This window comes from Novosphingobium colocasiae (assembly GCF_014652555.1).
In the GTDB taxonomy this organism is placed as follows: domain Bacteria; phylum Pseudomonadota; class Alphaproteobacteria; order Sphingomonadales; family Sphingomonadaceae; genus Novosphingobium; species Novosphingobium colocasiae.
Genome location: NZ_BMZA01000002.1, coordinates 86,651 through 108,137 on the forward strand (window position 1 = coordinate 86,651; position 21,487 = coordinate 108,137).

Genomic DNA, 21,487 nt, shown 5'->3' on the forward strand with positions numbered 1-21,487 from the left:
ATAGAGGCGGACTGCCTTCGTCGCAAGGGAAAATGCGCGGCCGCACCGATCGGCCGCGCACATGCCCCTTGTCCCGCCCGTCAGGCGGGCGCGTTCGAGACCGAAAGAACCTGGAATTGCGCGACGCCGTCGCGCAGCTTGATTACCTCCGCGTACTCCGGAGAGTACCAGAAGGCGTTGATCGCCTCGGCGCTCGGGAACTGGAGGACGGCGAATGTCTGCCATGGCCATTCGCCTTCGAGCACCGGCGGATCAAAGGCGCGCACCACCATCTTGCCGCCATGCGCGGCGATCAGCGGCTGCACGGCGGCCACATAGGGGCCGAAGCCTTCGGGGTCGCTGATGCTGGCCTGGACGATGAGATAACCCGGCTCGACCTTCGCCGCCGTGGCATCGCTGCCCCAGCAATCGCGCGCGAAGCCGGCGATCTCGCCCATCGCCTCGCGGGTGGATTCGAGGAAGGGGAAGAAGGTCCAGATGTGGACGACATCGGGGTAGAGCGACAGGCGCACCTTGCCCTGGGCGCGGCCGATCGATGCGGCCAATCGCACCGCGTCGTCACGCAGCGCCTCGGAGCTGCTGGCGAGGAGATAGAGCGGGGCGAGGCCGTGGTGTTCGCCCCACAACGGCGAGGCGCGGGGGTGTTCGTGCGGGTCGCGCTCGCCGATGTAGACCGAGCCCATCCCGACGATCAGGTCGCGCCCGATCAGCGGGTCGCTCGGGATATCGGCGCTATCGCCCTCGCCGGCGAGATCGAGCAGCGGGCAGATGGCGATGGCTCCGGCCGGCTGCGGCAGGCCGCCGTCGCGGGCACCCAGCAGCGTCGACATGCACAGGCCACCGCCGGCGGAATCGCCGCTGAGGATAATCTGGCCGGGCGCGAATCGCTCCAGCAGCGCGGTGTAGATCGCGAGGCCGTCTTCGGCGGCGGCGGGATAGACGTGCTCTGGTGCCAGCCGGTAATCGGGAACGAACACCGGCGCGCCGCAAGCGGCCGAAAGGCGACCACCGAATTCGCGGTAATCGTGCGCGCAGCCCATGACGTAGCCGCCGCTGTGGAAGTGCACCACGATCCGCCCCTGATCGACGCCGGGCGCGGCCACGCGGTAGCCGGGCACGCCGGCGACGGTCCAGGGTTCGATCGCCAGATCGGCAGGCAGCGGGATCTTTGCGGCCATCGCCGAGAACCCTTGCCGCCATTCTTCGATCGGAGCGTCCACTCGGGTCGGAGTCGCTTCGCGGAACATCGCGACAGTGCGCTCTCTGGCTTCCTTCTCGGTCATGAACTCTCCATCGTGTCGCCGTTTAGCGGTCTTGTGATCCACACGTTAGTGCGGCATTCCCGGAATAGAAAGTTCGAAAAAAATTCGCATATGGTTATGGCATTGACCAGATGGTCTGTGTATCACCTCGGGCAATCGGGAGAGAGGACAAAGCAATGGCGAAGAGACTTCAAGGCAAAGTTGCGATCATCACCGGCGCTGCGCAGGGACAAGGCGCGCATGAGGCGAAGGCCTTTGTGGCCGAAGGTGCCAAGGTGATGATTACCGATGTGAAGGCCGAGGTGCTGGATCTGGCAAAGTCGCTGGGTGACGATGCCCGGGCGATGATTCATGACGTTTCGGATGAAGACCAGTGGCAGGCCGTGGTCGCGGCGGCGATCGATGCGTTCGGCAAGGTCGATATCCTCGTCAACAACGCGGGGATTTTCTCGCCGGGGCCGGTCACGGAGACGAGCAAAGCGACCTTCGTCGCGCATTTCAACGTCAACCAGCTCGGCACGTTCCTGGGGATCAAGTCGGTCGTCCCGGCCATGAAGGAAAACGGCGGCGGATCGATCGTCAACATCAGCTCTGGCGCGGGGCAGCGCGGTTATCCTGACATGGTGGCGTACCAGGCCACCAAATACGCGGTGACCGGCATGACCAAGGGGTTGGCGCGCGAGCTGGCGCCGTTCGGCATCCGCGTGAACTCGATCCACCCCGGCCTGATCGAAACGCCGATGATCGCCGGCCCTGAGGGCAAAGCGGACTTCATGGTCGAAATCGCCAAGACCGTGCCGCTCGGCCGGATCGGCTCGACCGACGACGTGGTGGAACCGGTGATCTACCTCGCCAGCGACATGTCGGGCTACGTCACCGGATCGGAAATGACCATGGACGGCGGCACCGGCCTCTGATCCGGACGGCACCCGCGGCCGTATGGCGCGGCGGGTGCCGATCGATACCGGCGGGCAAGGCCAGTTTTCCCCGACTTCAGCTTGAGAGGTGAACGTGACGGCAGCTACCCTCGATACGCCCCTGCGCCTGCCTTGCGGCACGACGATTCCCAACCGCATCGGCAAATCGGCCACGCAGGAAGGGTTGGCGACGCCGCTGGGGCATGCTTCGGAGCTCAACCGGACGTTGTACCGGCGCTGGTCCGAAGGCGGCGCGGGACTGCTGATTTCCGGCGACGTCATGGTCGATTATTCGCACCGCGAGCGGCCGGGCAATATCGTCATCGACAACAACGGCGGCATGGCCGAACTGCGCGCCTGGGCGGAGGCGGGGCAGGTGGCCGGCAACCAGTTGTGGATGCAGATCAACCAGCCCGGCCGGCAGACTCCGATCGATGTGCAGAAGCACCCGCTCGGCCCTTCGGCCAACATGGAAGGCCTGCCGCCCGAAGGCTTCGGCATGCCCCGGGCGATGACCGGTTCGCAGATCGAGGACCTGATCCGACGCTTCGGCGTGGTTGCCGCGATTGCGCGTGAGACCGGGTTTTCCGGTGTCCAGCTTCATGCCGCGCACGGCTTCATGGCCTCCTCGTTCCTGAGCCCGCTGTGCAATACGCGCACGGACGAATGGGGCGGCAGCCTGGAAAACCGCGCCCGCTTCCTGATCGAAAGCCTGCGCGCGATCCGTCGGGCGGTGGGTGCCGATTTCCCGGTGTCCGTGAAGATGAACTCCGCCGATTTCCACAAGGGCGGGTTCGATATGGATCAGTCCATGGCGGTGATCGAAATGCTCAACGCTGAAAATCTCGATCTGCTCGAAGTCTCGGGAGGCAATTACAATGCCCCGGCGATGATCGGGGCGATCGGGGAGAACCAGCCGCTGGCCCGCAAGAAGGCCGAACGGACACTGCGGCGGGAGGCCTATTTCATGGATTATGCCCGCCGCGTGCGCCCGGTGGCGAAGATGCCGCTGATGATCACCGGCGGGTTCCGCACGCGCGACAACATGGACGAAGCGCTGGCCGAAAATGCCACCGACGTGATCGGCCTGGCCCGCCCGTTCTGCGCCTCTACCGATTTTCCCGCCAGGCTGCTGCGCGGCGAGATCACGCAAGTGCCGATGATCGAGGAAACGATGCTGCTCGATCGTGCGGCCTATGTCGGCAAGCTGGACGACCGCGAGTTCAACCTGATGGAATCCAATTTCCAGCTTGCCTGGATGTACGTCCAGCTCACCAACCTGGGCAAGGGCGAGGATATCGATTGGGGGCTGTCGCTGGAAGACGCACCCGGCGCGTTCGAGGACCTGGAGCGCAGCCGCGAGATGGCGCGCCGGGAAGCGCGCGGCGAACTGCAACCCGCCGGCTGAGGAAGCACGATGACACAGGCCGACGCGGCGCGCTGGGCACCCGACGATCGCTTTATCGCCGCAGTGCGCGCGCGGTTCCCGGTGGAGCCGGAAATGGACCGTGTGCTGACCGCCAAGCTGCGCGATCGCGCATCCGGCGCGCACCGCCCGGTCGGCCTTGATGAACTGGTGGACAGCACCCGGACGCTGATCGAACGCGAGATCGGGCCCGATTTCCAGATCAGCCGCGCCCGCTGGCTGGGTGGCGGGGCTTCGAAATTGCAGATGGCATTCGATTTGCACTGGCGCGGACTCGAATGTGGCGAACCGCGCGTAACGCCGATGGTGGTGCGCATGCAGCCGGCCGCCTCGATCGTCGAGACCAGCCGGCGGCGCGAGTTCGAGATGCTGCAGGCGATGCGCGGTGTGGTGCCGGTGCCCGAATGTTACTGGATCGATGAGCTGGGCGAAATCATGCCCCACCCCGCGATCATCTACGCGCTGGCGCAAGGGGTGGCCAAGCCGCGCGCGCGGCCGAGCGTGCAGGTGACCGGGATCGGCACCAACTTCGGTCCCGAACTGCGGCCGGTGCTGGCGCAGCAGTTCGTCGAGCATCTCGCCAGGGTCCACACTGCCCCGGCGGCCACGCTCGCCGGGTTGACCGCGTTCGAACCGGCAGCGGTCGGGTCAAACGCGGGCATCGTCCGGCAAGTGATGTGGTGGCGGCGGGTGTGGGAGGAAGACCGGCCCGAAGCGATGCCGCTGGTCGAACTGGCGGCGCAATGGCTGGTCGCCAATGCCCCGGTGCTGGACCATGCCTCGGCGGTGCACGGAGACTTTCGCGCCGGCAACTTCCTGTTCGATGAGGACAGCCGCCAGATCACTGCATGGCTGGACTGGGAACTGGCCGTCATCGGCGACCGGCATCAGGACCTGTCTTGGCTGAGCGGCCATCACTTCGGCCACTTCGCCGAGGATGGCCGGACCTTCCTCGCCTGCGGCCTGCTGCCGCGCGATGAACTGTTCGAACGCTACGAGAAGGCATCGGGCCTGACGGTTGATCCGGCGCGGCTGAAATACTTCCGCGTCTATAACGACTTCGCATCCTGCGTGCACATGCTGGCCACCGCCTGCCGCGTGGCGATGCACGGCAAGAGCCATCAGGACGTGCTGGTCGCGTGGCTGGCATCGATCGGCCATGTCATCAGCGGGGCGTTGCGCGATACGCTTGAGGAGGTGCTCTGATGGTCCCCGATCTCGAACTGCAACTGGCAGCGGCCACCAAGGCGCTGCGCGAAGTGGTCGCCCCGGCGATCGATCCCGCCAACGCGGTGGCGCTGGAGCAGTTGCATCTGGCGATGGCCACGGTCGATTTCGTCCGCACCCGCCTGCCGCTGCGTCGCCGCCGCGTGGTGCGCGAACTGGAAAACGCGCAGGCACTGGCGACGCAAGTGGCGGCCGCCGGCGGACGAGCCCTGGCGGCGCTGGCCGAGGAGGCGCAGGCCCTGCTGGACAGCGGTGCCGATGGCGCGGCGATGGATGCGCTGCGCCTGGGCATCCTCGACGCCGCCGAACAGGCGGTTGCCGCTGATCCGGGGAACAAGGACCTGTCGCGCGCGGTGCTGGACGTCGCCAGGCAGCAGACCGACCTCGCCCGCGCCTGGTTCGCGCCGATGGGCTTCGAAGTCGATCCCGCCGGGCGACCGACGCTGGAGCACCTGTTGGAGCGCTGAAGCGGGAGGGTTTCCCGACCCGCCGCCGCCCATCCGCATTGGACCCCCGGGCCAAGCTGCGCTAGTCGCACTGCACAATGGCTGACGAATCTCCCACCGATCGCTTCAAGTCCGTGCTGGCCGGTGCCAGCCGCGCCATCTCGCACAACGACGAGGTGGAGGTGAACTGGACGGCGGATGCGCCCAGTTCTTCGGGCGCGACGTTCCGACTGCCGATGCCCGGCCGCGCGGTCCCGCGCGAAGCGGCGATGCAGGCGCGCGGCTTTGCCGACAGTTTCGCGCTGAAGCTTCGCCACCATAACGACCGGCTGCACATGCGCGGTGCCCCGGCCGAGCCGGCGGCGCGTGCCTGCTATGACGCGGTGGAGATGGTGCGCTACGAAGCGCTCGGCTCCAACGCCTATGCCGGCATGCGCGACAATCTCGATGCGGCGCTGATGGTGCGGATGGGCGGCGATCCGATCACCCGCGCTGGCCGGCCCGATGAAGTGCCGGTACAGGCGGCGCTGGCGCTGCTGCTGCGGCAGAAGCTGACCGGCCAGCCGGTGCCTGCCGCGGCCGAACCCGGCGTCGCCATGGTCCGCGAGTGGATCGAGGACAAGGCTGGTGCCGATTTCGAACGGCTGGCCACCGCGCTTGACGATCAGGCCGCGTTCCAGTCGCTCGCGCTCGACATGCTCCAGCACCTGGAACTGACCCGCGCCGAGCTGCCGCAGGAGCCGAACGAGGACGACGATACCTCCGACGGCGAGGACGAGACGGACGACGATCAGCCTGGCAACGACGATCAGGCCGATCAGCAGCAGCCCGAAATGGCGGCTGACCCCAGCGCCGAAGGCGAGAGTGACGACGGCGAGGGCGAGACCGAAACCACGGACGACTACGAGGACGGCGACGTCAGCGAGGACGGCGAGGACGGCATGATGCCGGTCCGCCCGAACCGCCCGTGGACCGAAATTCCCGAAAGCTTCGAATACAAGGTGTTCACCGAGGCGTTCGACGAAGTCGTCAGCGCGTCGGACCTTTGCGACGAGGACGAGCTGGCGCGGCTTCGCGATTATCTCGATGCCCAGCTCAAGAACCTGCAGAGCGTGGTGACGCGCCTAGCCAACCGGCTGCAGCGCCGGTTGCTGGCGCAGCAGCTCCGGTCGTGGGATTTCGATCAGGAAGAGGGCGTGCTCGATGCCGCGCGGCTGGCGCGTGTCGTGGTCTCTCCGGGGCAGTCGCTGTCCTACAAGGTCGAGCGCGATGTCGAGTTCAAGGACACCGTGGTTACCCTGCTGCTCGACAATTCCGGCTCGATGCGCGGGCGGCCGATCTCGATCGCCGCGATCAGCGCCGATGTGCTGGCGCGCACGCTGGAGCGGTGCGGCGTCAAGGTCGAGATTCTCGGCTTCACCACCCGCGCGTGGAAGGGCGGCCTCAGCCGCGAACAATGGCTGGCCGGCGGCAAGCCGCCGCAGCCCGGCCGCCTGAACGATCTGCGCCACATCATCTACAAGAAGGCGGATGAACCCTATCGCCGCGCCCGGCTGAACCTGGGCCTGATGATGCGCGAGGGCCTGCTGAAGGAGAACATCGACGGCGAGGCGCTGCTGTGGGCGCATGCCCGCCTGCTCGCCCGGCCCGAGGAGCGGCGCATCATGATGGTCATTTCCGACGGCGCGCCGGTCGACGATTCCACCCTATCGGTCAACAGCGCCGGCTATCTCGAAGCGCACTTGCGCCGGGTGATCGAATGGATCGAGGACAAGAGCCCGATCCAACTCGTCGCCATCGGCATCGGCCACGACGTGACCCGTTACTACCGCCGCGCGGTGACGATCATGGATGTCGAGCAACTGGGCGGCACGATGATCGAACAGTTGGCGGGGCTGTTCGAGGAAGAGTGAATCGGGCTTGTGAAAGAATTGTAATCCCGGACTGCGGATCTTGACCTGGGTTTAGGGCGTGGTAACGCCGCTGGCGGGAAGTTGGCCAAGTATACTTCGCGGCGGGGGTGTGATGAAACTTATCGGGGGTGTTGCCTTCCTTGCCAGCGCGACCCTTTGCGTCAGCGATGCCTGTGCATTACCGGGCGATCCGCAAAACGCTGCGACAGTAACAGAGCCTTCACCCGCTGACAGCATTGCGCCCATCTCAGGGCCGGTAGTGCCGAAGCTCACGCCGGTAACCTTGCAGATCGACGGTGCGCTGGGCAGCCGCATCAGCAAGACTTTCGACCGGTTTCCGATCCACCTGTACGAAGCCATCGTCATCGACGGCCGCACTCTGGTGCCTGCCGGGGCGAGCGGATGGGGCGAGGTCGTTCACGCCAAGAAGGCGGGGGGAAGCGGGGCCGCCGGGGAGCTGGTGCTGGCGGCGCGGGTTCTGACCGTGGACGGGCGGGAACTGCACCTGCGGTCGCTCAGGCTGGGCGGCAGCGGCGAAAATCACAATCAGGCAGCGACAACGCTGGCTGCCGTGGCCGGGCTGGCCGGTGCGGTGGGCGGCTGGCTGATGAAGGGCAGCGAAGTCGATGTGCCGTCGGGCACGATCGCCGGTGCCAAGGTGGCCGAAGACTTCGCTGTGGCGGAAAGTGCCGTCACGCCGCAAGCGCCGCCGGCTGTGCTGGTCGATACCAAGGTTCAATCAGAAGGGACAAAGCAATAATGAAATATTTGGCACGCGCCGGGCGTAACCTTTGGCTGGCATCGGCCTTCGGAATTGCGGTTGCAGCAGCCGCCGTTCCGGCATCAGCCGCTACAGACAAAGCCGAAGTGGTCATCCCCGCGCCGCCGCCGGGCAAGGGTCAGATCGTGTTCTATCGCACCGGCACGATCATGGGTGCCGCCATGGGCTGTGCGGTCAACGAAAACGGTCAGAAGATCAGCTCGCTGGGGGCTGGCCGCTATTTCATTCTCGTGACGGAACCTGGCCGGCACGAATACATGGTCAAGAGCGAGGCAAAGGATTTTCTCGCGCTTGAAGTGGAGCCCGACGAAACGCAGTATGCCATGTGCAAGATCAAGATGGGCATGATGGCCGGGCGTCCTGACCTGCAGCCTTCCACGCGCGAAGCATTCGTGAAGGCGGGTACGGATCGGCCCGTCGATGATGCCGACATGGGCCCCGGACCGGGCGCGATGCGTGCGGCTGAACGAGTCGCTGCCCAGGCGGCTGCTGCACCCGCCGCTCCGACAAACTGAGTCCTCAAGCGCGGAGCGGCGAAGGTCCGCTCCGCGCTTGACCGCGACGCTGCCGCTTTCTAGCAACACGGCCGACCGGCGCCTGTGGCTGCCTCGAAACCCGGAGAATCCCTTGATCGTTTCCGATGCCGTCGCCAGCCGCCGCACCGTGCGCAGTTTTCTTGACACCCCGGTAGATCTGGAAACGGTCACGCGCGTTCTCGATCGGGCGCGGATGACGCCGTCGGGGTGCAATTTCCAGCCCTGGCTGGCCACCGTGCTGACCGGTGAGCCGCTGCGGGCGATGCAGGACAAGATGCTGGCGGCCAAGCCGCAGGACCCGATCGAATACAGCTTTTCCGAACCCAACGCCTCGCCGCGCCACCTCTCCCGGCTTCAGGAAGTGGGCGCGCGGATGTATGGCGCGCTCGGGGTTTCGCGCGATGACGCGGCGGCGCGGGAGGAATTCATGCGCGAAAACCTCGTCTCGTTCGGCGCGCCGGTGGTGCTGGTCTGCTATTTCGAGCGCTTCATGGGCCCGCCGCAGTGGTCCGACGTCGGCATGTGGCTGCAGACCATCATGCTGCTGCTGCGCGAGGAGGGGCTCGACAGTTGCCCGCAGGAATACCTGTCGCTCCACGCCCGGCTGATCAAGGATCACATCGGCGTTTCGGACGAGACGCACATCCTGTTCTGCGGGCTCGCCATCGGCCATCGCGATCCGGATGCGCCGGTCAACACCTTCGAACGCCCGCGCCTGCCGCTCGACCAGCAGGTGACGTTCCTCGGGTTCTGAGTCGGATGGGTCATGGCCGGGCGTTGACCTGACCGGCGAAGCCGCGCAATGAGCCGCCCATGACCCAGGCCCACCCGCTTACGCTCTACAACAGCCTCACCCGCACGGCGGAGCCGTTCCGGCCGGTCCATCCCGGCGAGGCGCGGGTCTATACCTGCGGGCCGACGGTCTACAACTATCCCCATATCGGCAACATGCGCGCTTATGTGTTCGCCGATGTGCTGGGGCGCACGCTGACCTTCAAAGGCTATGCCCTCACGCATGTCATCAACATCACCGATGTCGGCCATCTGACCGACGATGCCGATGCCGGTGAGGACAAGATGGAGAAGATGGCGGCGCAGCAGGCGCAGTCGATCTGGGACATCGCCCGCCACTATACCGAGGCCTACTGGGCCGATATCCGCGCGCTGAACATCCGCGAGCCGGCGCACTGGTCGATCGCCACCGACTATGTGCCGCGCATGATCGAGTTCGCCCGCAAGATCGCCCCCCGGCACTGCTACGAGCTGGACAGCGGGCTTTACTTCGACACCGCCAGCGTCGCCGATTACGGCCGCCTCGCCCGCGCCGTGACCGAGGATGGCGCGGGGCGGATCGAGGCGGTCGAAGGCAAGCGCAACGCCGCCGATTTCGCGATCTGGCGCAAGACCCCGCCCGGGGAAAAGCGGCAGATGGAATGGGATTCGCCATGGGGCCGGGGTGCGCCGGGCTGGCATCTGGAATGCTCGGTCATGTCGGGCGAACTGCTGGGCTTCCCGTTCGATATCCACACCGGCGGGATCGATCACCGCGAGATACACCACCCCAACGAGATCGCGCAGAACCAGGCGTTCTGCTGCGCCAACGGCCTCGACGTGGCAGCCAATTCCGGGGCCAACTGGTGGATGCACAACAATTTTCTTGTCGAACGCTCGGGCAAGATGAGCAAGTCCTCGGGCGAGTTCCTGCGGCTGCAACTGCTGATCGACAAGGGCTATCACCCGCTCGCCTATCGCCTGCTGTGCCTGCAGGCGCATTATCGCAGCGAGCTGGAGTTCAGTTGGGAAGGGCTGGCGGCGGCGCTGACCCGGCTGAAAAGGATGCTGATGGCGGCCGAACGTCTGCGCGATGTGCCGGCGGGGGAGGGGGCACACCCCAAGCTTGATCCGCTGCTCGACAAGTTCGATGCCGCGCTGAGCGATGATCTCAACACCGCCGTCGCGCTGACGACGCTGGACGAAGTGCTGGCCGCCAAGAAGGTCGATCCGGCCGCCAAGCGCGAGGTGGCAGAGGCGATGGATGCGGTGCTCGGCCTTGGCCTGTTCCGGCTGACCCGTGCCGATCTGCGCCTGCGCCCGAAAGCGGCGACGATCGCCGAAGCCGCGATAGAGGACATTCTCGAACGCCGCCGCGCCGCCCGCGCCGACAAGGACTTCGCCGCTTCCGACGCCCTGCGCGATGAACTCGCCGCACAGGGCGTGGAAGTGATGGACGGCGATCCGCTCGGCTGGGAGTGGCAGCTCGGGTGATGCGGGGCCGCAATCGCGCGGCCCTTGCCAAGTGTCAGGCGTCCTCGACCAACAGCAGTTCGGCGGTGATCGTCAGGCGCGGTTGCGGTAGCTGGGTGTGGTCGGTCTCGATGATCGTGGCATCGGCCACCAGGTGGCCGGGCACCGCAAATTCATGGTCGGGCAGGGTGCGGATATAGTGTTCCCCCGCTGCGATCGCCTCGCTCCCGGTAAACTCCATTTCGATGACGTGGCGCGAGCCGGTGAACGTCGCGCTGGTCCAGCCGCGTTCTGCGTGGCGCAGCAGTTGGCCCTGGCCCTGCGCCAGTGCCATCACCTGCGATAGCAACGCCAGCCATGGGCTGCGGCGCGGCAGCAGCGGATCGGCACGCCGGGTAAAGCGGGTCTGGTCTTGCTCACAGTGCATCGGCGGTCTCCCGGTATTGATTCATGAAGCGTTCGATCCGCGTCCGGGTGCGGGCGCGGGGAGTGCGGCCGTTCCGCAAGTCGCCCACGAAGCGCGGGTCGTGCGCGGCGAGGCGGCCGAACTTGGTGGAGGGCATCGCTGTCTCCTCCAGGAATTTTTCGATCTGGCGAATCAGCATGGCTGGCTCTCCTCAATTGTTGCGGTCGATTCTGTTCTCTATATGTTCCAAGTGAAATCCTACTTGTCTAGGAAAATTCCTTCGTCTAGGATTACATTATGGACACCAGCGATCCCCGCCAGCGGCTGCTGGACCTTGCCCGGGCCAGCGGGGTCAGCTTGTCCGCGCTGTCGCGGATGATCGGCAAGAATGCTGCCTACCTTCAGCAGTTCGTCAAACGCGGCACCCCGCGCAAGCTGGAGGAGGACGATCGGGCACGGCTCGCGCGCTTTTTCGGCGTCGCGCAAAGCGAACTCGGCGGATCACAGGATTTTTCCTCAAGCAGTGGCCTGCGCGGTGAATGGCTCGACGTGCCGCGCCTTGATGCCAGCGCCTCGGCCGGGCCGGGCGCGGTGGCGGCGGACGGTCGCATCACCGGGGCCTTGCGGTTTTCGGCAAGCTGGCTGCGGACGCAGGGCCTGCACGCCGATCGGCTTTCGGCGATTTCGGTAACAGGCGATTCGATGGAGCCGACCTTGCGCGATGGCGACGAGATATTGGTCGATTGCACTCCGGCCCCGCTGCGCGACGGGGTGCACGTGGTCCGGCTGGGCGATACCCTGCTGGTCAAGCGGGTAGCAGCCGGCGGCGGCGGCCGGATCGCGCTGCTGAGCGACAATCCCGCCTACCGCCCGATCGAATGCGCCCCCGGCGAGGCCGAGATCGTCGGCCGGGTCGTCTGGAAGGGCGGCCGGCTGTAATATAATACAAATAGAACAATATCGTATCGTCGCCCCGGGCTTGACCAGCGCCCCGCTTTCGGACCTGCGTTGCCGAAGAAAAGCGGGGTCCCGGATCAAGGTCCGGGACGACGACTGTGGGGAGGCGTTCAGCGTGGACGGCTGTTTGGTTTTGGTGACCAGTGCGTCAGGCTTTCAGTTGCGCGCCCATCCCCGTTCGTGTCGAGCGAAGTCGAGACGCATTGGCGCTAGTCAGGCCCCCGGTTGCAAACGCGCGCGCGGCGCGCCATGTCCGGCGGCATGAGCGAAGCCAACTCCCCGCAGCCTCAGCCGCCCATGCGCGCGGCGATCATTCCTGTGACCGCGTTTCAGCAGAACTGCTCGCTGATCTGGTGCACCCGGACGATGCGCGGCGCGTTCGTCGATCCCGGCGGCGATCTGGCCAAGCTGCGCGAGGCGCTGGCGAAGACCGGGGTCACGCTGGAAAAGATCCTCGTCACCCACGGCCATCTCGATCACTGCGGCATGGCCGGCGAACTGGCGAAGGAAGCCGGCGTGCCGATCGAAGGCCCGCACGAGGATGATCGCTTCTGGATCGCGCAACTGGGCGATGACAGCCGCAAGTGGCAGATGGAAGGCCATGTCTTCGAGCCCGATCGCTGGCTGGTCGACGGCGATCAGGTGACGGTGGGCGAACTGGTGCTCGATGTCATCCATTGCCCCGGCCACACGCCCGGCCACGTCGTGTTCCACCATCCGGCATCGCATCTGGCGATCGTCGGCGACGTGCTGTTCCAGGGATCGATCGGCCGCACCGATTTCCCGCGCGGCAACCATGCGGACCTCATCGCGTCCATCACCCAGAAGCTGTGGCCGCTGGGCGAGGAGACGACCTTCATCCCCGGGCACGGCGCTGTCAGCACCTTCGGTCAGGAGCGGGCCAGCAACCCCTTCGTCAGCGATCGCGCCCTGGCCTGAGGCGATTCGGCCTTCAGATCACCTGAAGCGCGATCAGCACCGCGACCGCGGAAAGGCCGATCAGCGTCAGCATTGTGACGAGATAGCCCAGCATCCGGGCCGGGTTCACCACCAGCTTGTCCATCCCGAAGCCATGGGCGACGCGGGCGAGCATATAGGCCGCGCCGACGAAGGCCAGCCAGCGGCCACCCTTGCCGGTCATCTCGATCAGCCCGGAAAGGATCAGCACGAACACCGTGTTTTCCACATAGTTCAACTGCGCGCGGATGCGCTGGCCGAGCAGGGCGTCGCCGCCATCGCCGTGGAGAACCTTGGCGCTGCGGCGCACCGCCGCCACGCGCATCGCCAGCCACAGGTTGATGATCGCGGCGGCGGCGGCCAGGCTCAGCGTTGTTTGCAGAATCATGCTTGTCTCTTTTTCCCGATTGCCGGGGCTGCATGACGCACGGACGAACGGGTTGCAACTCGCGTGAAATCGGTTATAGGCGCGCCTTCGCAAGCCGCCGGTCCCGAACGGTTCCCGGCGGCCTTTTTGACAGACACGCAATTTGCAGGAACAGGTGCCGAAATGGCTGTCCCTAAGAGAAAAACGAGCCCCTCCCGCCGGGGCATGCGCCGCAGCCATGATGCGCTGACGGTCGCGGCATTCCACGAATGCTCGAACTGCGGTGAACTCAAGCGTCCGCACAACCTGTGCAATGCCTGCGGCCACTACAACGGTCGCGAAATCGTCGCCGTCGAAATCTAAGCCCTCACAGGGAACGGAGACAGCCTGATGAGTCTGCCGCGTATCGCTGTCGATGCGATGGGCGGCGACGAAGGCGTTCGCGTCATGATCGAAGGCGCTGCGCTCGCGCGTCGCCGTCATGACCGCTTCAAGTTCCTGCTTGTCGGCGATGAGACGCGGATCAAGGCCGCGCTCGAAAATCACCCCAACTTGCGGGCTTCTTCGGAAATCCTGCACACCGAAGGGGTGATCACCGGCGAGGACAAGCCGAGCCAGGCGCTGCGCCGGGCCAAGTCCACGTCGATGGGAATGGCGATCCAGGCGGTGAAGGCGGGTGACGCCGGAGCCGCCGTCAGCGCCGGCAATACCGGCGCACTGATGGCCATCGCCAAGGTCACCTTGCGCACGCTGCCCGGGATCGACCGGCCGGCGCTGGCAGCGTTGCTGCCGACGCTGGGCGATAATGACGTCATCATGCTCGACCTTGGTGCCAATACCGAGTGCGACAGCCGCAATCTCGTGCAGTTCGCGATCATGGGCGCGGCCTATTCACGGGTCGTCACCGGGCGCGAAACGCCGCGCGTGCGCCTGCTCAACATCGGGACCGAGGAAATCAAGGGCACAGAGCTGCTGCGCGATGCCGCCGCCACCCTCAAGGCCGCCGGGCCCGATCTCCAGATTTCCTTCGACGGCTTCACCGAGGCGGACAAGATCTGTCGCGGCGATGTCGACGTGGTGGTGACTGACGGATTTTCGGGCAACATCGCCCTCAAGGCGGTGGAAGGCACGGCGCGGTTCGTGGCCGACCTGCTGCGGCGCGGATTTTCCAGCTCGCTGCGTTCCAAGGTCGGTTTCCTGATCTCGCGCCCGGCGACCGAGCTGCTCAAACATCACCTTGACCCGAACAATCACAACGGCGGCGTCTTCCTCGGGCTGAACGGCCTGGTCGTGAAGAGCCACGGCAGTGCCAACGCGGTCGGTGTCGCAAATGCCGTGGCGGTTACCGCGCGGCTTCTGGAGGAAAACGTGACCGAGCGGATCACCGCAAGTCTGGCCCGCGTGGGCGAGAATTCGCTGCGCAAGAATGCGGCGCAGGAAGTGCGCGTCTGATGCTGCGGTCCGTCCTCATCGGCACCGGTTCGGCGCTGCCGCGCCAGGCGGTCAGCAACGCCGAACTGTCCGAACGCGTCGATACCAGCGACGAGTGGATCGTCGAGCGGACCGGCATCACCAACCGCTATATCGCCGCCGAGGACGAGACCACCTCCACGCTGGCGCTCGCTGCCGCGAAGAACGCGATCGAGGCGGCCGGGATCGATGCCGCCACCGTCGATCTCATCATTCTTGCCACCGCCACCCCGGACCAGACCTTTCCGGCTACCGCCACGATCGTCCAGCATGGCCTGGGTTGCCCCGGCGGCATCGCCTTCGATGTCGCGGCGGTCTGTTCGGGCTTCCTCTACGCGCTCGGCGTTGCCGATTCGATGCTGCGCACCGGCATGGCGCGCCGCGCCGTGGTGATCGGGGCGGAGACTTTCAGCCGCATTCTCGATTGGGAAGATCGCACCACCTGCGTCCTGTTCGGCGATGGTGCCGGCGCGGTCGTGCTCGAAGCGCGCGACGATGACGGTGCCGCCCAGCCGCGCGGGATACTCTCCACCCGGCTCCACGCCGATGGCGCGCACAACCAGTTGCTGTTCGTCGATGGCGGTCCGTCGACCACGGGGACGGTCGGCAAGCTGCGCATGAAGGGCCGCGAGGTGTTCCGCCACGCGATCACCAATCTGGCCGACGTGCTGAACGAAGTCCTTGCGGATGAGGGGCTTACCCCGGCCGATATCGATTGGCTGGTCCCGCACCAAGCCAATGCCCGCATTCTCGAAGGTACGGCGAAAAAGCTGAACCTGCCGCGCGAAAAGGTCGTCATGACCGTCGCGGAACACGCCAACACCTCCGCCGCCTCGGTGCCGCTGGCACTGGACAAGGCGACGCGCGACGGGCGCGTGAAGCAGGGCGATCTCGTCGTCCTGGAGGCGATGGGTGGCGGTTTCACCTGGGGTGCCAGCCTGATCCGGATCTAACGCGGGAAAAGCTTGCCGTTCACGGCCATTGCTTTTTGTTTCCCGATCCATATCATTACCCTAGGAGCAAGTGCTCAAAGGGGAATTGCGCTTGATACCCTCTACCGAAACACTCACGCGGGCGGAGATCGCCGAAACCATCCACCGCAAGCTGGGCTTGTCGCGGGCGGAATCGCTGTCGATGGTGGAATCCATCCTCCAGCACATGGGCAGCGCGCTCGAAAACGGCGAAAACGTGAAGATTTCGGGCTTCGGCACGTTTCTTCTGCGCGACAAGGGAGAGCGCGTCGGCCGCAATCCCAAGACCGGCATCGAAGTGCCGATCACCCCGCGCCGGGTCATGACCTTCCGCGCCAGCCAGATGCTCAAGGACAAGATCATCGACGGCTGACCTCACGGTCACACAGGAGGCGCACGGCCATGGACGACGATCTGTCCCGCCTGGGATACGATGACGGGAAAGACCCCGGGGCCATGCGCACGATCGGCGAAGTGGCCAAGGCGCTTGGCATCCGCCAGCATGTGCTGCGCTACTGGGAAGACCAGTTCCCATCGCTGCGCCCGGTCAAGCGCAGCGGCGGGCGGCGCTATTACCGCCCCGATGATGTGGCGATGATCGCCCGGATCGATCGGCTGGTCCACAAGGAAGGCTATACCTTGCGCGGCGCACGGCTGGCGTTGCAGGGTGCATCCGGGGAAGCGGCATCGGTGCCGGCAGAACCGTTACCGATGCCCGCAATTCAGCCCGTCGCGCCAAGGGCAGGAGCAGAATGGCCGGACCAACTGGCCCGCATCCGTGACGGTTTGGCGAAAGCGCTCGCCGAGGCCTGAAAACAGGCGCTTTGGCGTGCGGCGGTGGCGCTGGCCCACCCCGCTGCGACTAAGGCCGAAGGCCTAAGTCTCGCTCCCCTCCCGCAAGCGGGCGGGGAAACTCGAGTACGCCCTCCCGTACACGGGAAGGCCGGAAGGCTTGGCGGCTTGCCGCGTAGCCGGACGGGGTGGGCTCGCACAGCCCACACTTCAATCACTAAGCTGGGGCGCTAGTGACGGGTCCAGATCGCGCGGGCGGACAAGGTGGACCAGCCGGGCGCAGCCTTCGGTCACATCGTCCCAGTTCTCGATATCCAGTTCCAGAACCGCGAAGGCGGCGGTGGGGAATTTCTCTTCCACCTCGTCGCGCAGCGGGTTGCTGCCGTCGTCGGGGACCAGGTCGAAGATCAGGTCTTCCAACCCGGGATTGTGGCCGCACAGCATTATCGATGGCGGATCGCCTTCCTGTTCGCGCAGGACTTCGATCAACGTCTCCGAATTGGCGAGGTAGACGCGCCGGTCCCACACCACGTGCGGCGTGATCCGCGCGGCCTTGGCGGCGATTTCCATGGTCTGGGTGACGCGCACGGCGGGCGATGCCACGAAGCGCGCCCACGGCACGCCATGTTCGCGCACGTACTTGCCCATCACTTCCGCCCCGGCCCGCCCGCGCGCGTTGAGCGGGCGATCGAAATCGCGCAGGCGTGCGTCGTTCCAGTCTGACTTGGCGTGGCGGAACAGGCCGAGAATTTTCATGGGGCAGTTTTCATCCGGGTGGAGGGTCACCTTGCGGGGCGGACGTCGGGTGCGTCAATCGGCAATTGCCCGCAAGCGTGGTTGGCGATGCGCTGCAAAGCCTCTTCCAGCGGTACGCGCCGGATCGGCGTGCCCTTGGGAAAGGCCGACAGCAGCCGCGAGGGAAACGCCGAGGACAGGACGACGAAATGGCCGCGATCGGCGCGGGTGCGGATCAGCCGGCCGAACGCCTGCGCCAGCCGCGCGCGAATCAGGCTGTCGTCATAAGCGGGGCCGCCATTGGCAAGGCGGCGCGCGCGGTGGAGGATCGTCGGGCGTGGCCACGGCACCTGCTCCATCACCACCAGCCGCAGCGAATGACCGGGCACGTCCATGCCGTCACGCAGGGCATCGGTGCCGAGCAGCGAGGCGGCAGGATCGTCGCGGAAGATATCGACCAGGGTGCCGGTATCGATCGGATCGACATGCTGGGCGTAAAGCGGCAGTCCTTGCCGAGCGAGCCGGTCGGCAATGCGGCCGTGGACCGCGCGCAGCCGGCGGATCGCGGTAAACAAGCCCAGCGCGCCGCCGCCCGAAGCCTCGAACAGCCGGGCATAGGCCCCGGCCAGCGCCGGGATATCGCCGCGCGGGACATCGGTAACGATCAGCACTTCGGCCTGCTGTGCATAATCGAACGGGCTTTCGTGCGCGGTGAGGTGTGGGGCAACCTCGATGTGACCGGCACCGGACCGGGCAACGGCGGCGCGCCAGTCCTCGCCATCGCGCAGCGTCGCGCTGGTCAGCACGACGCCATGCGCCGGTTCCAGCACGGTGCGGGCGAACGGCTTCATGGGATCGAGCCAGTGGCGGTGGATACCGATATCGTACTCGCGCGCTTCGGAGCGATCGACCGCCAGCCAATCGACGAATTCCGCATCCGCCGCGCCGCCGAGCCGATCGAGCATGGCTTCCCATGCGCCGATCATGTCGATCCGCCAGGTCAGCGAATGGCGCGCGCCTTCGATGCGGGCGCGGCCCGCGCCGTCGAGCCAGTCCGGCGGCTCTTCCAGCAGCGCTTCCAGCCGCACGCCCAGCCGGATCAGCGGCAGGCGCAAGTCGGCCAGCGCGGCGCGCGCGCCTTGCGCCTTTTCCACCAACGCGCCGTCAAGCCCGGCGGCTTCGGTTTCGAGGCCGTAGCCGGCGTCCTGCCCGCCGCTCTCGTCCCGCGCGTAGACGGCTGCGCGCACGGCGGCGAGCAGTTCCTCCACCGGCCCCCATGGCGCGCCTTCGGCCAGCCGCTGCATCCAGCCATCGCCGGGCAGGGCCTCGGCAGCCTCGCGCGCGGCGGCGATCGCCAGGCTGCCCGCTTCGTCATAGCTGGCGATATCGGCGAGCCGCGCGGCCAGACCCCGGCGACGGCCGCGTGCGGACTTTTCCGGGCCGATCACCCAGCGCCGCAACTCGATCGCCTCCGCGCCGGTCAGGGCGGCGGCGAAGGTGGCGTCAGCGGCGTCGAACAGGTGGTGCCCTTCGTCGAACACCACGCGGGTGGGGCGGGCGGCATGATCGCGCCCGCGCGCGGCGTTGACCATGACGAGCGCGTGATTGGCGATCACAAGATCGGCCTGCGCGCTGGCACGGCTGGCCCGCTCGATGAAGCATTTGCGGAAATGCGGACACCCGGCATAGATGCATTCGCCGCGCCGGTCGGTCAGCGAAGCGATGGCCCGCTGGCGGAACAGCGTGCCCAGCCAGCCGGGCAGATCGCCGCCGATCATGTCGCCATCGCGCGAATAGGCGGCCCAGCGGGCGACGAGTTGCGCCAGAATGGCGGCGCGCCCGGCAAACCCGCCCTGCAGCGCGTCCTCCAGGTTGAGCAGGCACAGATAGTTCTCGCGCCCCTTGCGCAGGACCACCGGGGCGCTGCCGTCAGCCCGGCGCTCGGGCCAGGCGCGGGCGCTTTCCTGCCGCAACTGGCGCTGCAGCGCCTTGGTGAAGGTGGATACCCAGATCGTACCGTCCGACCGCTCGCTCCACAGCGATGCCGGGGCCAGATAGCCCAGCGTCTTGCCGATCCCCGTCCCGGCCTCGGCCAGCACCACGTGCGGATTGCCGGCACGGGCGCGCGGCGCGAAGGCGCGGGCGACTTCGATGGCATAGTTCCGCTGGCCGGGCCGCTGCTCGGCATCGCGGCCGGTCAGATCGGCCAGGCGATCGAGCACGGACGCATCGTCCAGCGTCACCTGGCGGGGCTGGTGCTGCTCGCCGGCCTCGTCCCACTCGGGCAGCCGGGTGAACAGCCAGCGCTCGGCGCGTGCGGGGCGTTCGATCACCGGGTTGAGCAGCGTCGCCCAGGGCCAGCGCATGCGGATCAGTGATTGCAGCGCGGTCCATGCGCCCTCGCGCTCGGCCCAGTCCGGCGCGGCGCAGGTGGCGAGGAGATGTGCCGCCGCTTCCTGAAGCAGGGCAGGCACCGCCGCGTCGTTGGCCGGTTCGGCCAGCCCCAGCGCATGGGCAAGCCCCTTGGGGGTGGGAACCATGAACCGGGCCGGGTGCACGAACGCGAAGAGTTCGAGCAGGTCCAGCCCCGACAGGTCGGGATAACCCAGCCGGCTGGCCAGCACCGGGGCATTGAGCACGAGATGCGGAGTATCGGCGGCGGCGGTCACCGCCTCGCCCTTGGAGATGGCGCGCGTCGGCAAGTCGTCCACGCGCGCCCAGCAGCCGGCGTGGCTGGCGTGAAGCGCGGGCAGGACGCGGAGAGGGGCGGCGCTCATGCCAGCGGGCTTAGGGGCACGGGGGGTGGCGAGGGAAGGGGCGGCAACCCGCCCCTGCCCAATTTTTGCGAAGGACTGGCGATTGTCTCTTGCAGGATAGCTATCAAGATATATCTTAGAGACATCATGAAACAATCAGGAACTACGATGAACCCCTACCCCTCAAATCCCGGTCGCGGCGGTCGAGGGCCGTTCGGCGGCCGTGACCGGCATCGCGACGAACGCGGCCAGTTCGGCCATCATCACGGCCACCCGCATCGCCACGGCCGCCACGCCATGGGGCTCGGTCCGCGCGGGTTCGACCCGGAAGGCGGCGCGCCGTTCGCTGGCGGCTTTCCGGGCGGCTTCGGTGGTGGCCGGGGCGGCGGGCGTCGGCGGCGGATATTCGATCAGGGCGAGCTGCAGGTGCTGCTGCTGGCGCTGATCGTCGAAAGTCCGCGCCACGGCTACGATCTTATCCGCGCGATAGAGGCGCTGTCCGGCGGGGCCTATGCGCCCAGCCCGGGCGTGGTCTATCCGGCACTGACTTACATGGAAGAAGCCGGAACGATTGCCCCGGTTGCCGATGGCGGTGCCCGCAAGGCGTTCGAGGCGACCGCGCAGGGCCGGGCCCAGGCCGAGGCCGATGCCGACAAGGCCGAAGCGCTGCGGGCCCGGCTGGCGGCGCTGGCGCAGGAGCGCGAGCGGCTGGACCCGGCCCCCGTGCGCCGGGCGATGCACAACCTCAAGCTGGCGCTGCACGAACGGCTGTCTGCCGCCGAAACCACCCGCGCAACCCTGCTCGAAATCGCCGACCTGATCGACGATGCGGCGCGCCGGATCGAAAGGATCGAACCGTGACCCATACGATCGCCACCCACGTGGCCACCGCCAGCGGCGCGAAATACGTCGCCCAGCTTTGCAAGCACTGGTCGCACAAGTTCGCCGTCACAATGGAAGGCACCACCGGCTCGGTGCCATTCGGCGACGCCACCGCCGTGATGGCTCCGGACGATTCCGGGATTGCGCTGTCGATTACCGGCACGGACCGCGACGGGGTGGCGCGTCTGACCGACGTCCTCGCCCGCCACATCGACCGCTTCGCCTTCCGCGAGGCACCGCTGGATTACGACTGGCAGTGGCAGGAAGGATAGTTGCGGGCACCCAGGTATGGCCGATAAGGGTGACGATGGCTTCCGGCCGCGAGCGTCAGACGCACCGTTCTGTTCCGTAACATTACCCCGTTCATGTCGAGCGAAGTCGAGACATCCTGCGCCGTGCTTTCCGTATCTCGACTACGCTCGATACGAACGGAGGGGGCATT

General features: G+C 66.6%; 24 protein-coding genes. 18 read left to right on the forward strand and 6 right to left on the reverse strand.

The window, feature by feature from the left end:
• Positions 1-80 precede the first annotated feature (80 nt).
• The gene (locus IE122_RS04230) at positions 81-1,283 is read right to left on the reverse strand and encodes an alpha/beta hydrolase fold domain-containing protein (protein WP_189619868.1); all 1,203 of its coding nucleotides are present in this window, start codon (positions 1,281-1,283) and stop codon (positions 81-83) included.
• A gap of 155 nt (positions 1,284-1,438) precedes the next feature.
• Between IE122_RS04230 and IE122_RS04235 the strand changes: the two genes are divergently transcribed.
• The 9 genes from IE122_RS04235 (at position 1,439) to cysS (ending at position 10,773) form a co-directional block, all read left to right on the forward strand.
• Complete coding sequence (locus tag IE122_RS04235) at positions 1,439-2,179, forward strand: SDR family NAD(P)-dependent oxidoreductase (RefSeq protein ID WP_189619869.1); 741 nt, start codon at positions 1,439-1,441, stop codon at positions 2,177-2,179.
• A 94-nt stretch (positions 2,180-2,273) separates the two neighbouring features.
• Positions 2,274-3,587 carry an NADH:flavin oxidoreductase/NADH oxidase family protein gene (locus IE122_RS04240; protein ID WP_189619870.1) on the forward strand — a complete coding sequence of 438 codons (1,314 nt, stop codon included), beginning with the start codon at positions 2,274-2,276 and terminating at the stop codon, positions 3,585-3,587.
• Positions 3,588-3,596: 9 nt separating this feature from the next.
• Positions 3,597-4,811 carry a phosphotransferase family protein gene (locus tag IE122_RS04245; RefSeq protein ID WP_189619871.1) on the forward strand — a complete coding sequence of 405 codons (1,215 nt, stop codon included), beginning with the start codon at positions 3,597-3,599 and terminating at the stop codon, positions 4,809-4,811.
• Positions 4,811-5,299, forward strand: coding sequence for a hypothetical protein (locus IE122_RS04250; RefSeq protein WP_189619872.1), 489 nt, complete (start codon positions 4,811-4,813; stop codon positions 5,297-5,299). The genes IE122_RS04245 and IE122_RS04250 overlap by 1 nt, the downstream gene beginning before the upstream one ends.
• A gap of 77 nt (positions 5,300-5,376) precedes the next feature.
• On the forward strand, positions 5,377-7,191 hold the full coding sequence (gene cobT / locus IE122_RS04255) for a cobaltochelatase subunit CobT (protein ID WP_189619873.1): 1,815 nt from the start codon (positions 5,377-5,379) through the stop codon (positions 7,189-7,191).
• Between the two features lie 259 nt (positions 7,192-7,450).
• Complete coding sequence (locus IE122_RS04260; protein WP_189619874.1) at positions 7,451-7,951, forward strand: hypothetical protein; 501 nt, start codon at positions 7,451-7,453, stop codon at positions 7,949-7,951.
• Positions 7,951-8,487, forward strand: coding sequence for a DUF2846 domain-containing protein (locus IE122_RS04265; RefSeq protein WP_189619875.1), 537 nt, complete (start codon positions 7,951-7,953; stop codon positions 8,485-8,487). The genes IE122_RS04260 and IE122_RS04265 overlap by 1 nt, the downstream gene beginning before the upstream one ends.
• A 112-nt stretch (positions 8,488-8,599) precedes the next feature.
• Complete coding sequence (locus IE122_RS04270) at positions 8,600-9,262, forward strand: nitroreductase (RefSeq protein ID WP_189619876.1); 663 nt, start codon at positions 8,600-8,602, stop codon at positions 9,260-9,262.
• Positions 9,263-9,321: 59 nt separating this feature from the next.
• Positions 9,322-10,773 carry a cysteine--tRNA ligase gene (gene cysS, locus IE122_RS04275; protein WP_189619877.1) on the forward strand — a complete coding sequence of 484 codons (1,452 nt, stop codon included), beginning with the start codon at positions 9,322-9,324 and terminating at the stop codon, positions 10,771-10,773.
• A gap of 34 nt (positions 10,774-10,807) precedes the next feature.
• On the opposite strand, the gene IE122_RS04280 is transcribed toward cysS, so the two are convergent.
• Positions 10,808-11,179 (reverse strand): hypothetical protein, encoded by a 372-nt coding sequence (locus IE122_RS04280; RefSeq protein ID WP_189619878.1) that lies wholly within the window; start codon positions 11,177-11,179, stop codon positions 10,808-10,810.
• Positions 11,169-11,357: a hypothetical protein gene (locus IE122_RS04285; RefSeq protein WP_189619879.1), complete on the reverse strand. Its 189-nt coding sequence runs from the start codon at positions 11,355-11,357 to the stop codon at positions 11,169-11,171. Before IE122_RS04285 ends, IE122_RS04280 begins: the two co-directional genes overlap by 11 nt.
• Before the next feature lie 98 nt (positions 11,358-11,455).
• On the opposite strand from IE122_RS04285, the gene IE122_RS04290 reads away from it, so the two are divergent.
• Both IE122_RS04290 and IE122_RS04295 read left to right on the forward strand, forming a co-directional pair.
• Complete coding sequence (locus tag IE122_RS04290) at positions 11,456-12,097, forward strand: S24 family peptidase (protein WP_189619880.1); 642 nt, start codon at positions 11,456-11,458, stop codon at positions 12,095-12,097.
• 279 nt (positions 12,098-12,376) lie between these two features.
• Positions 12,377-13,054 (forward strand): MBL fold metallo-hydrolase, encoded by a 678-nt coding sequence (locus tag IE122_RS04295; protein WP_308430403.1) that lies wholly within the window; start codon positions 12,377-12,379, stop codon positions 13,052-13,054.
• A 13-nt stretch (positions 13,055-13,067) separates the two neighbouring features.
• On the opposite strand, the gene IE122_RS04300 is transcribed toward IE122_RS04295, so the two are convergent.
• Entirely contained in the window at positions 13,068-13,460 is a 393-nt protein-coding gene (locus IE122_RS04300; protein ID WP_189619881.1) for an MAPEG family protein, read from the reverse strand.
• 162 nt (positions 13,461-13,622) lie between these two features.
• On the opposite strand from IE122_RS04300, the gene rpmF reads away from it, so the two are divergent.
• The 5 genes from rpmF to IE122_RS04325 all read left to right on the forward strand — a co-directional run bounded on the left by rpmF (position 13,623) and on the right by IE122_RS04325 (position 16,693).
• Positions 13,623-13,802, forward strand: coding sequence for a 50S ribosomal protein L32 (rpmF, locus tag IE122_RS04305; RefSeq protein WP_189620221.1), 180 nt, complete (start codon positions 13,623-13,625; stop codon positions 13,800-13,802).
• Between the two features lie 27 nt (positions 13,803-13,829).
• Complete coding sequence (gene plsX / locus IE122_RS04310; RefSeq protein WP_189619882.1) at positions 13,830-14,891, forward strand: phosphate acyltransferase PlsX; 1,062 nt, start codon at positions 13,830-13,832, stop codon at positions 14,889-14,891.
• Positions 14,888-15,862 carry a beta-ketoacyl-ACP synthase III gene (locus tag IE122_RS04315; RefSeq protein ID WP_308430409.1) on the forward strand — a complete coding sequence of 325 codons (975 nt, stop codon included), beginning with the start codon at positions 14,888-14,890 and terminating at the stop codon, positions 15,860-15,862. Before plsX ends, IE122_RS04315 begins: the two co-directional genes overlap by 4 nt.
• A gap of 94 nt (positions 15,863-15,956) precedes the next feature.
• Entirely contained in the window at positions 15,957-16,253 is a 297-nt protein-coding gene (locus IE122_RS04320; RefSeq protein ID WP_189620222.1) for an integration host factor subunit alpha, read from the forward strand.
• Positions 16,254-16,282: 29 nt separating this feature from the next.
• A complete protein-coding gene (locus tag IE122_RS04325; protein ID WP_189619884.1) occupies positions 16,283-16,693 on the forward strand; it encodes a MerR family transcriptional regulator in 411 nt (136 codons plus the stop codon).
• 189 nt (positions 16,694-16,882) lie between these two features.
• Here the strand turns inward: IE122_RS04325 and IE122_RS04330 are convergent, their stop codons facing one another.
• Together IE122_RS04330 and IE122_RS04335 are read right to left on the reverse strand one after the other, a co-directional pair.
• On the reverse strand, positions 16,883-17,428 hold the full coding sequence (locus tag IE122_RS04330) for a SixA phosphatase family protein (protein WP_189619885.1): 546 nt from the start codon (positions 17,426-17,428) through the stop codon (positions 16,883-16,885).
• A 26-nt stretch (positions 17,429-17,454) separates the two neighbouring features.
• On the reverse strand, positions 17,455-20,184 hold the full coding sequence (locus tag IE122_RS04335; protein ID WP_189619886.1) for an ATP-dependent DNA helicase: 2,730 nt from the start codon (positions 20,182-20,184) through the stop codon (positions 17,455-17,457).
• 147 nt (positions 20,185-20,331) lie between these two features.
• On the opposite strand from IE122_RS04335, the gene IE122_RS04340 reads away from it, so the two are divergent.
• Positions 20,332-21,024, forward strand: a complete 693-nt coding sequence (locus IE122_RS04340) for a PadR family transcriptional regulator (RefSeq protein WP_189619887.1) — start codon at positions 20,332-20,334, stop codon at positions 21,022-21,024.
• The gene (locus tag IE122_RS04345) at positions 21,021-21,317 is read left to right on the forward strand and encodes a DUF2218 domain-containing protein (RefSeq protein WP_189619888.1); all 297 of its coding nucleotides are present in this window, start codon (positions 21,021-21,023) and stop codon (positions 21,315-21,317) included. The genes IE122_RS04340 and IE122_RS04345 overlap by 4 nt, the downstream gene beginning before the upstream one ends.
• Positions 21,318-21,487 lie beyond the last annotated feature (170 nt).

What these genes read in the sequence shown, in the direction of transcription:
- IE122_RS04230 (WP_189619868.1), bottom strand. Translation starts at nt 1,283, where the DNA reads ATGACCGAGAAGGAAGCCAGAGAGCGCACTGTCGCGATGTTCCGCGAA.
- IE122_RS04235 (WP_189619869.1), top strand. Translation starts at nt 1,439, where the DNA reads ATGGCGAAGAGACTTCAAGGCAAAGTTGCGATCATCACCGGCGCTGCG.
- IE122_RS04245 (WP_189619871.1), top strand. Translation starts at nt 3,597, where the DNA reads ATGACACAGGCCGACGCGGCGCGCTGGGCACCCGACGATCGCTTTATC.
- IE122_RS04250 (WP_189619872.1), top strand. Translation starts at nt 4,811, where the DNA reads ATGGTCCCCGATCTCGAACTGCAACTGGCAGCGGCCACCAAGGCGCTG.
- cobT (WP_189619873.1), top strand. Translation starts at nt 5,377, where the DNA reads ATGGCTGACGAATCTCCCACCGATCGCTTCAAGTCCGTGCTGGCCGGT.
- IE122_RS04265 (WP_189619875.1), top strand. Translation starts at nt 7,951, where the DNA reads ATGAAATATTTGGCACGCGCCGGGCGTAACCTTTGGCTGGCATCGGCC.
- cysS (WP_189619877.1), top strand. Translation starts at nt 9,322, where the DNA reads ATGACCCAGGCCCACCCGCTTACGCTCTACAACAGCCTCACCCGCACG.
- IE122_RS04280 (WP_189619878.1), bottom strand. Translation starts at nt 11,179, where the DNA reads ATGCACTGTGAGCAAGACCAGACCCGCTTTACCCGGCGTGCCGATCCG.
- IE122_RS04285 (WP_189619879.1), bottom strand. Translation starts at nt 11,357, where the DNA reads ATGCTGATTCGCCAGATCGAAAAATTCCTGGAGGAGACAGCGATGCCC.
- IE122_RS04290 (WP_189619880.1), top strand. Translation starts at nt 11,456, where the DNA reads ATGGACACCAGCGATCCCCGCCAGCGGCTGCTGGACCTTGCCCGGGCC.
- IE122_RS04295 (WP_308430403.1), top strand. Translation starts at nt 12,377, where the DNA reads ATGAGCGAAGCCAACTCCCCGCAGCCTCAGCCGCCCATGCGCGCGGCG.
- IE122_RS04300 (WP_189619881.1), bottom strand. Translation starts at nt 13,460, where the DNA reads ATGATTCTGCAAACAACGCTGAGCCTGGCCGCCGCCGCCGCGATCATC.
- rpmF (WP_189620221.1), top strand. Translation starts at nt 13,623, where the DNA reads ATGGCTGTCCCTAAGAGAAAAACGAGCCCCTCCCGCCGGGGCATGCGC.
- plsX (WP_189619882.1), top strand. Translation starts at nt 13,830, where the DNA reads ATGAGTCTGCCGCGTATCGCTGTCGATGCGATGGGCGGCGACGAAGGC.
- IE122_RS04325 (WP_189619884.1), top strand. Translation starts at nt 16,283, where the DNA reads ATGGACGACGATCTGTCCCGCCTGGGATACGATGACGGGAAAGACCCC.
- IE122_RS04330 (WP_189619885.1), bottom strand. Translation starts at nt 17,428, where the DNA reads ATGAAAATTCTCGGCCTGTTCCGCCACGCCAAGTCAGACTGGAACGAC.
- IE122_RS04335 (WP_189619886.1), bottom strand. Translation starts at nt 20,184, where the DNA reads ATGAGCGCCGCCCCTCTCCGCGTCCTGCCCGCGCTTCACGCCAGCCAC.
- IE122_RS04340 (WP_189619887.1), top strand. Translation starts at nt 20,332, where the DNA reads ATGAACCCCTACCCCTCAAATCCCGGTCGCGGCGGTCGAGGGCCGTTC.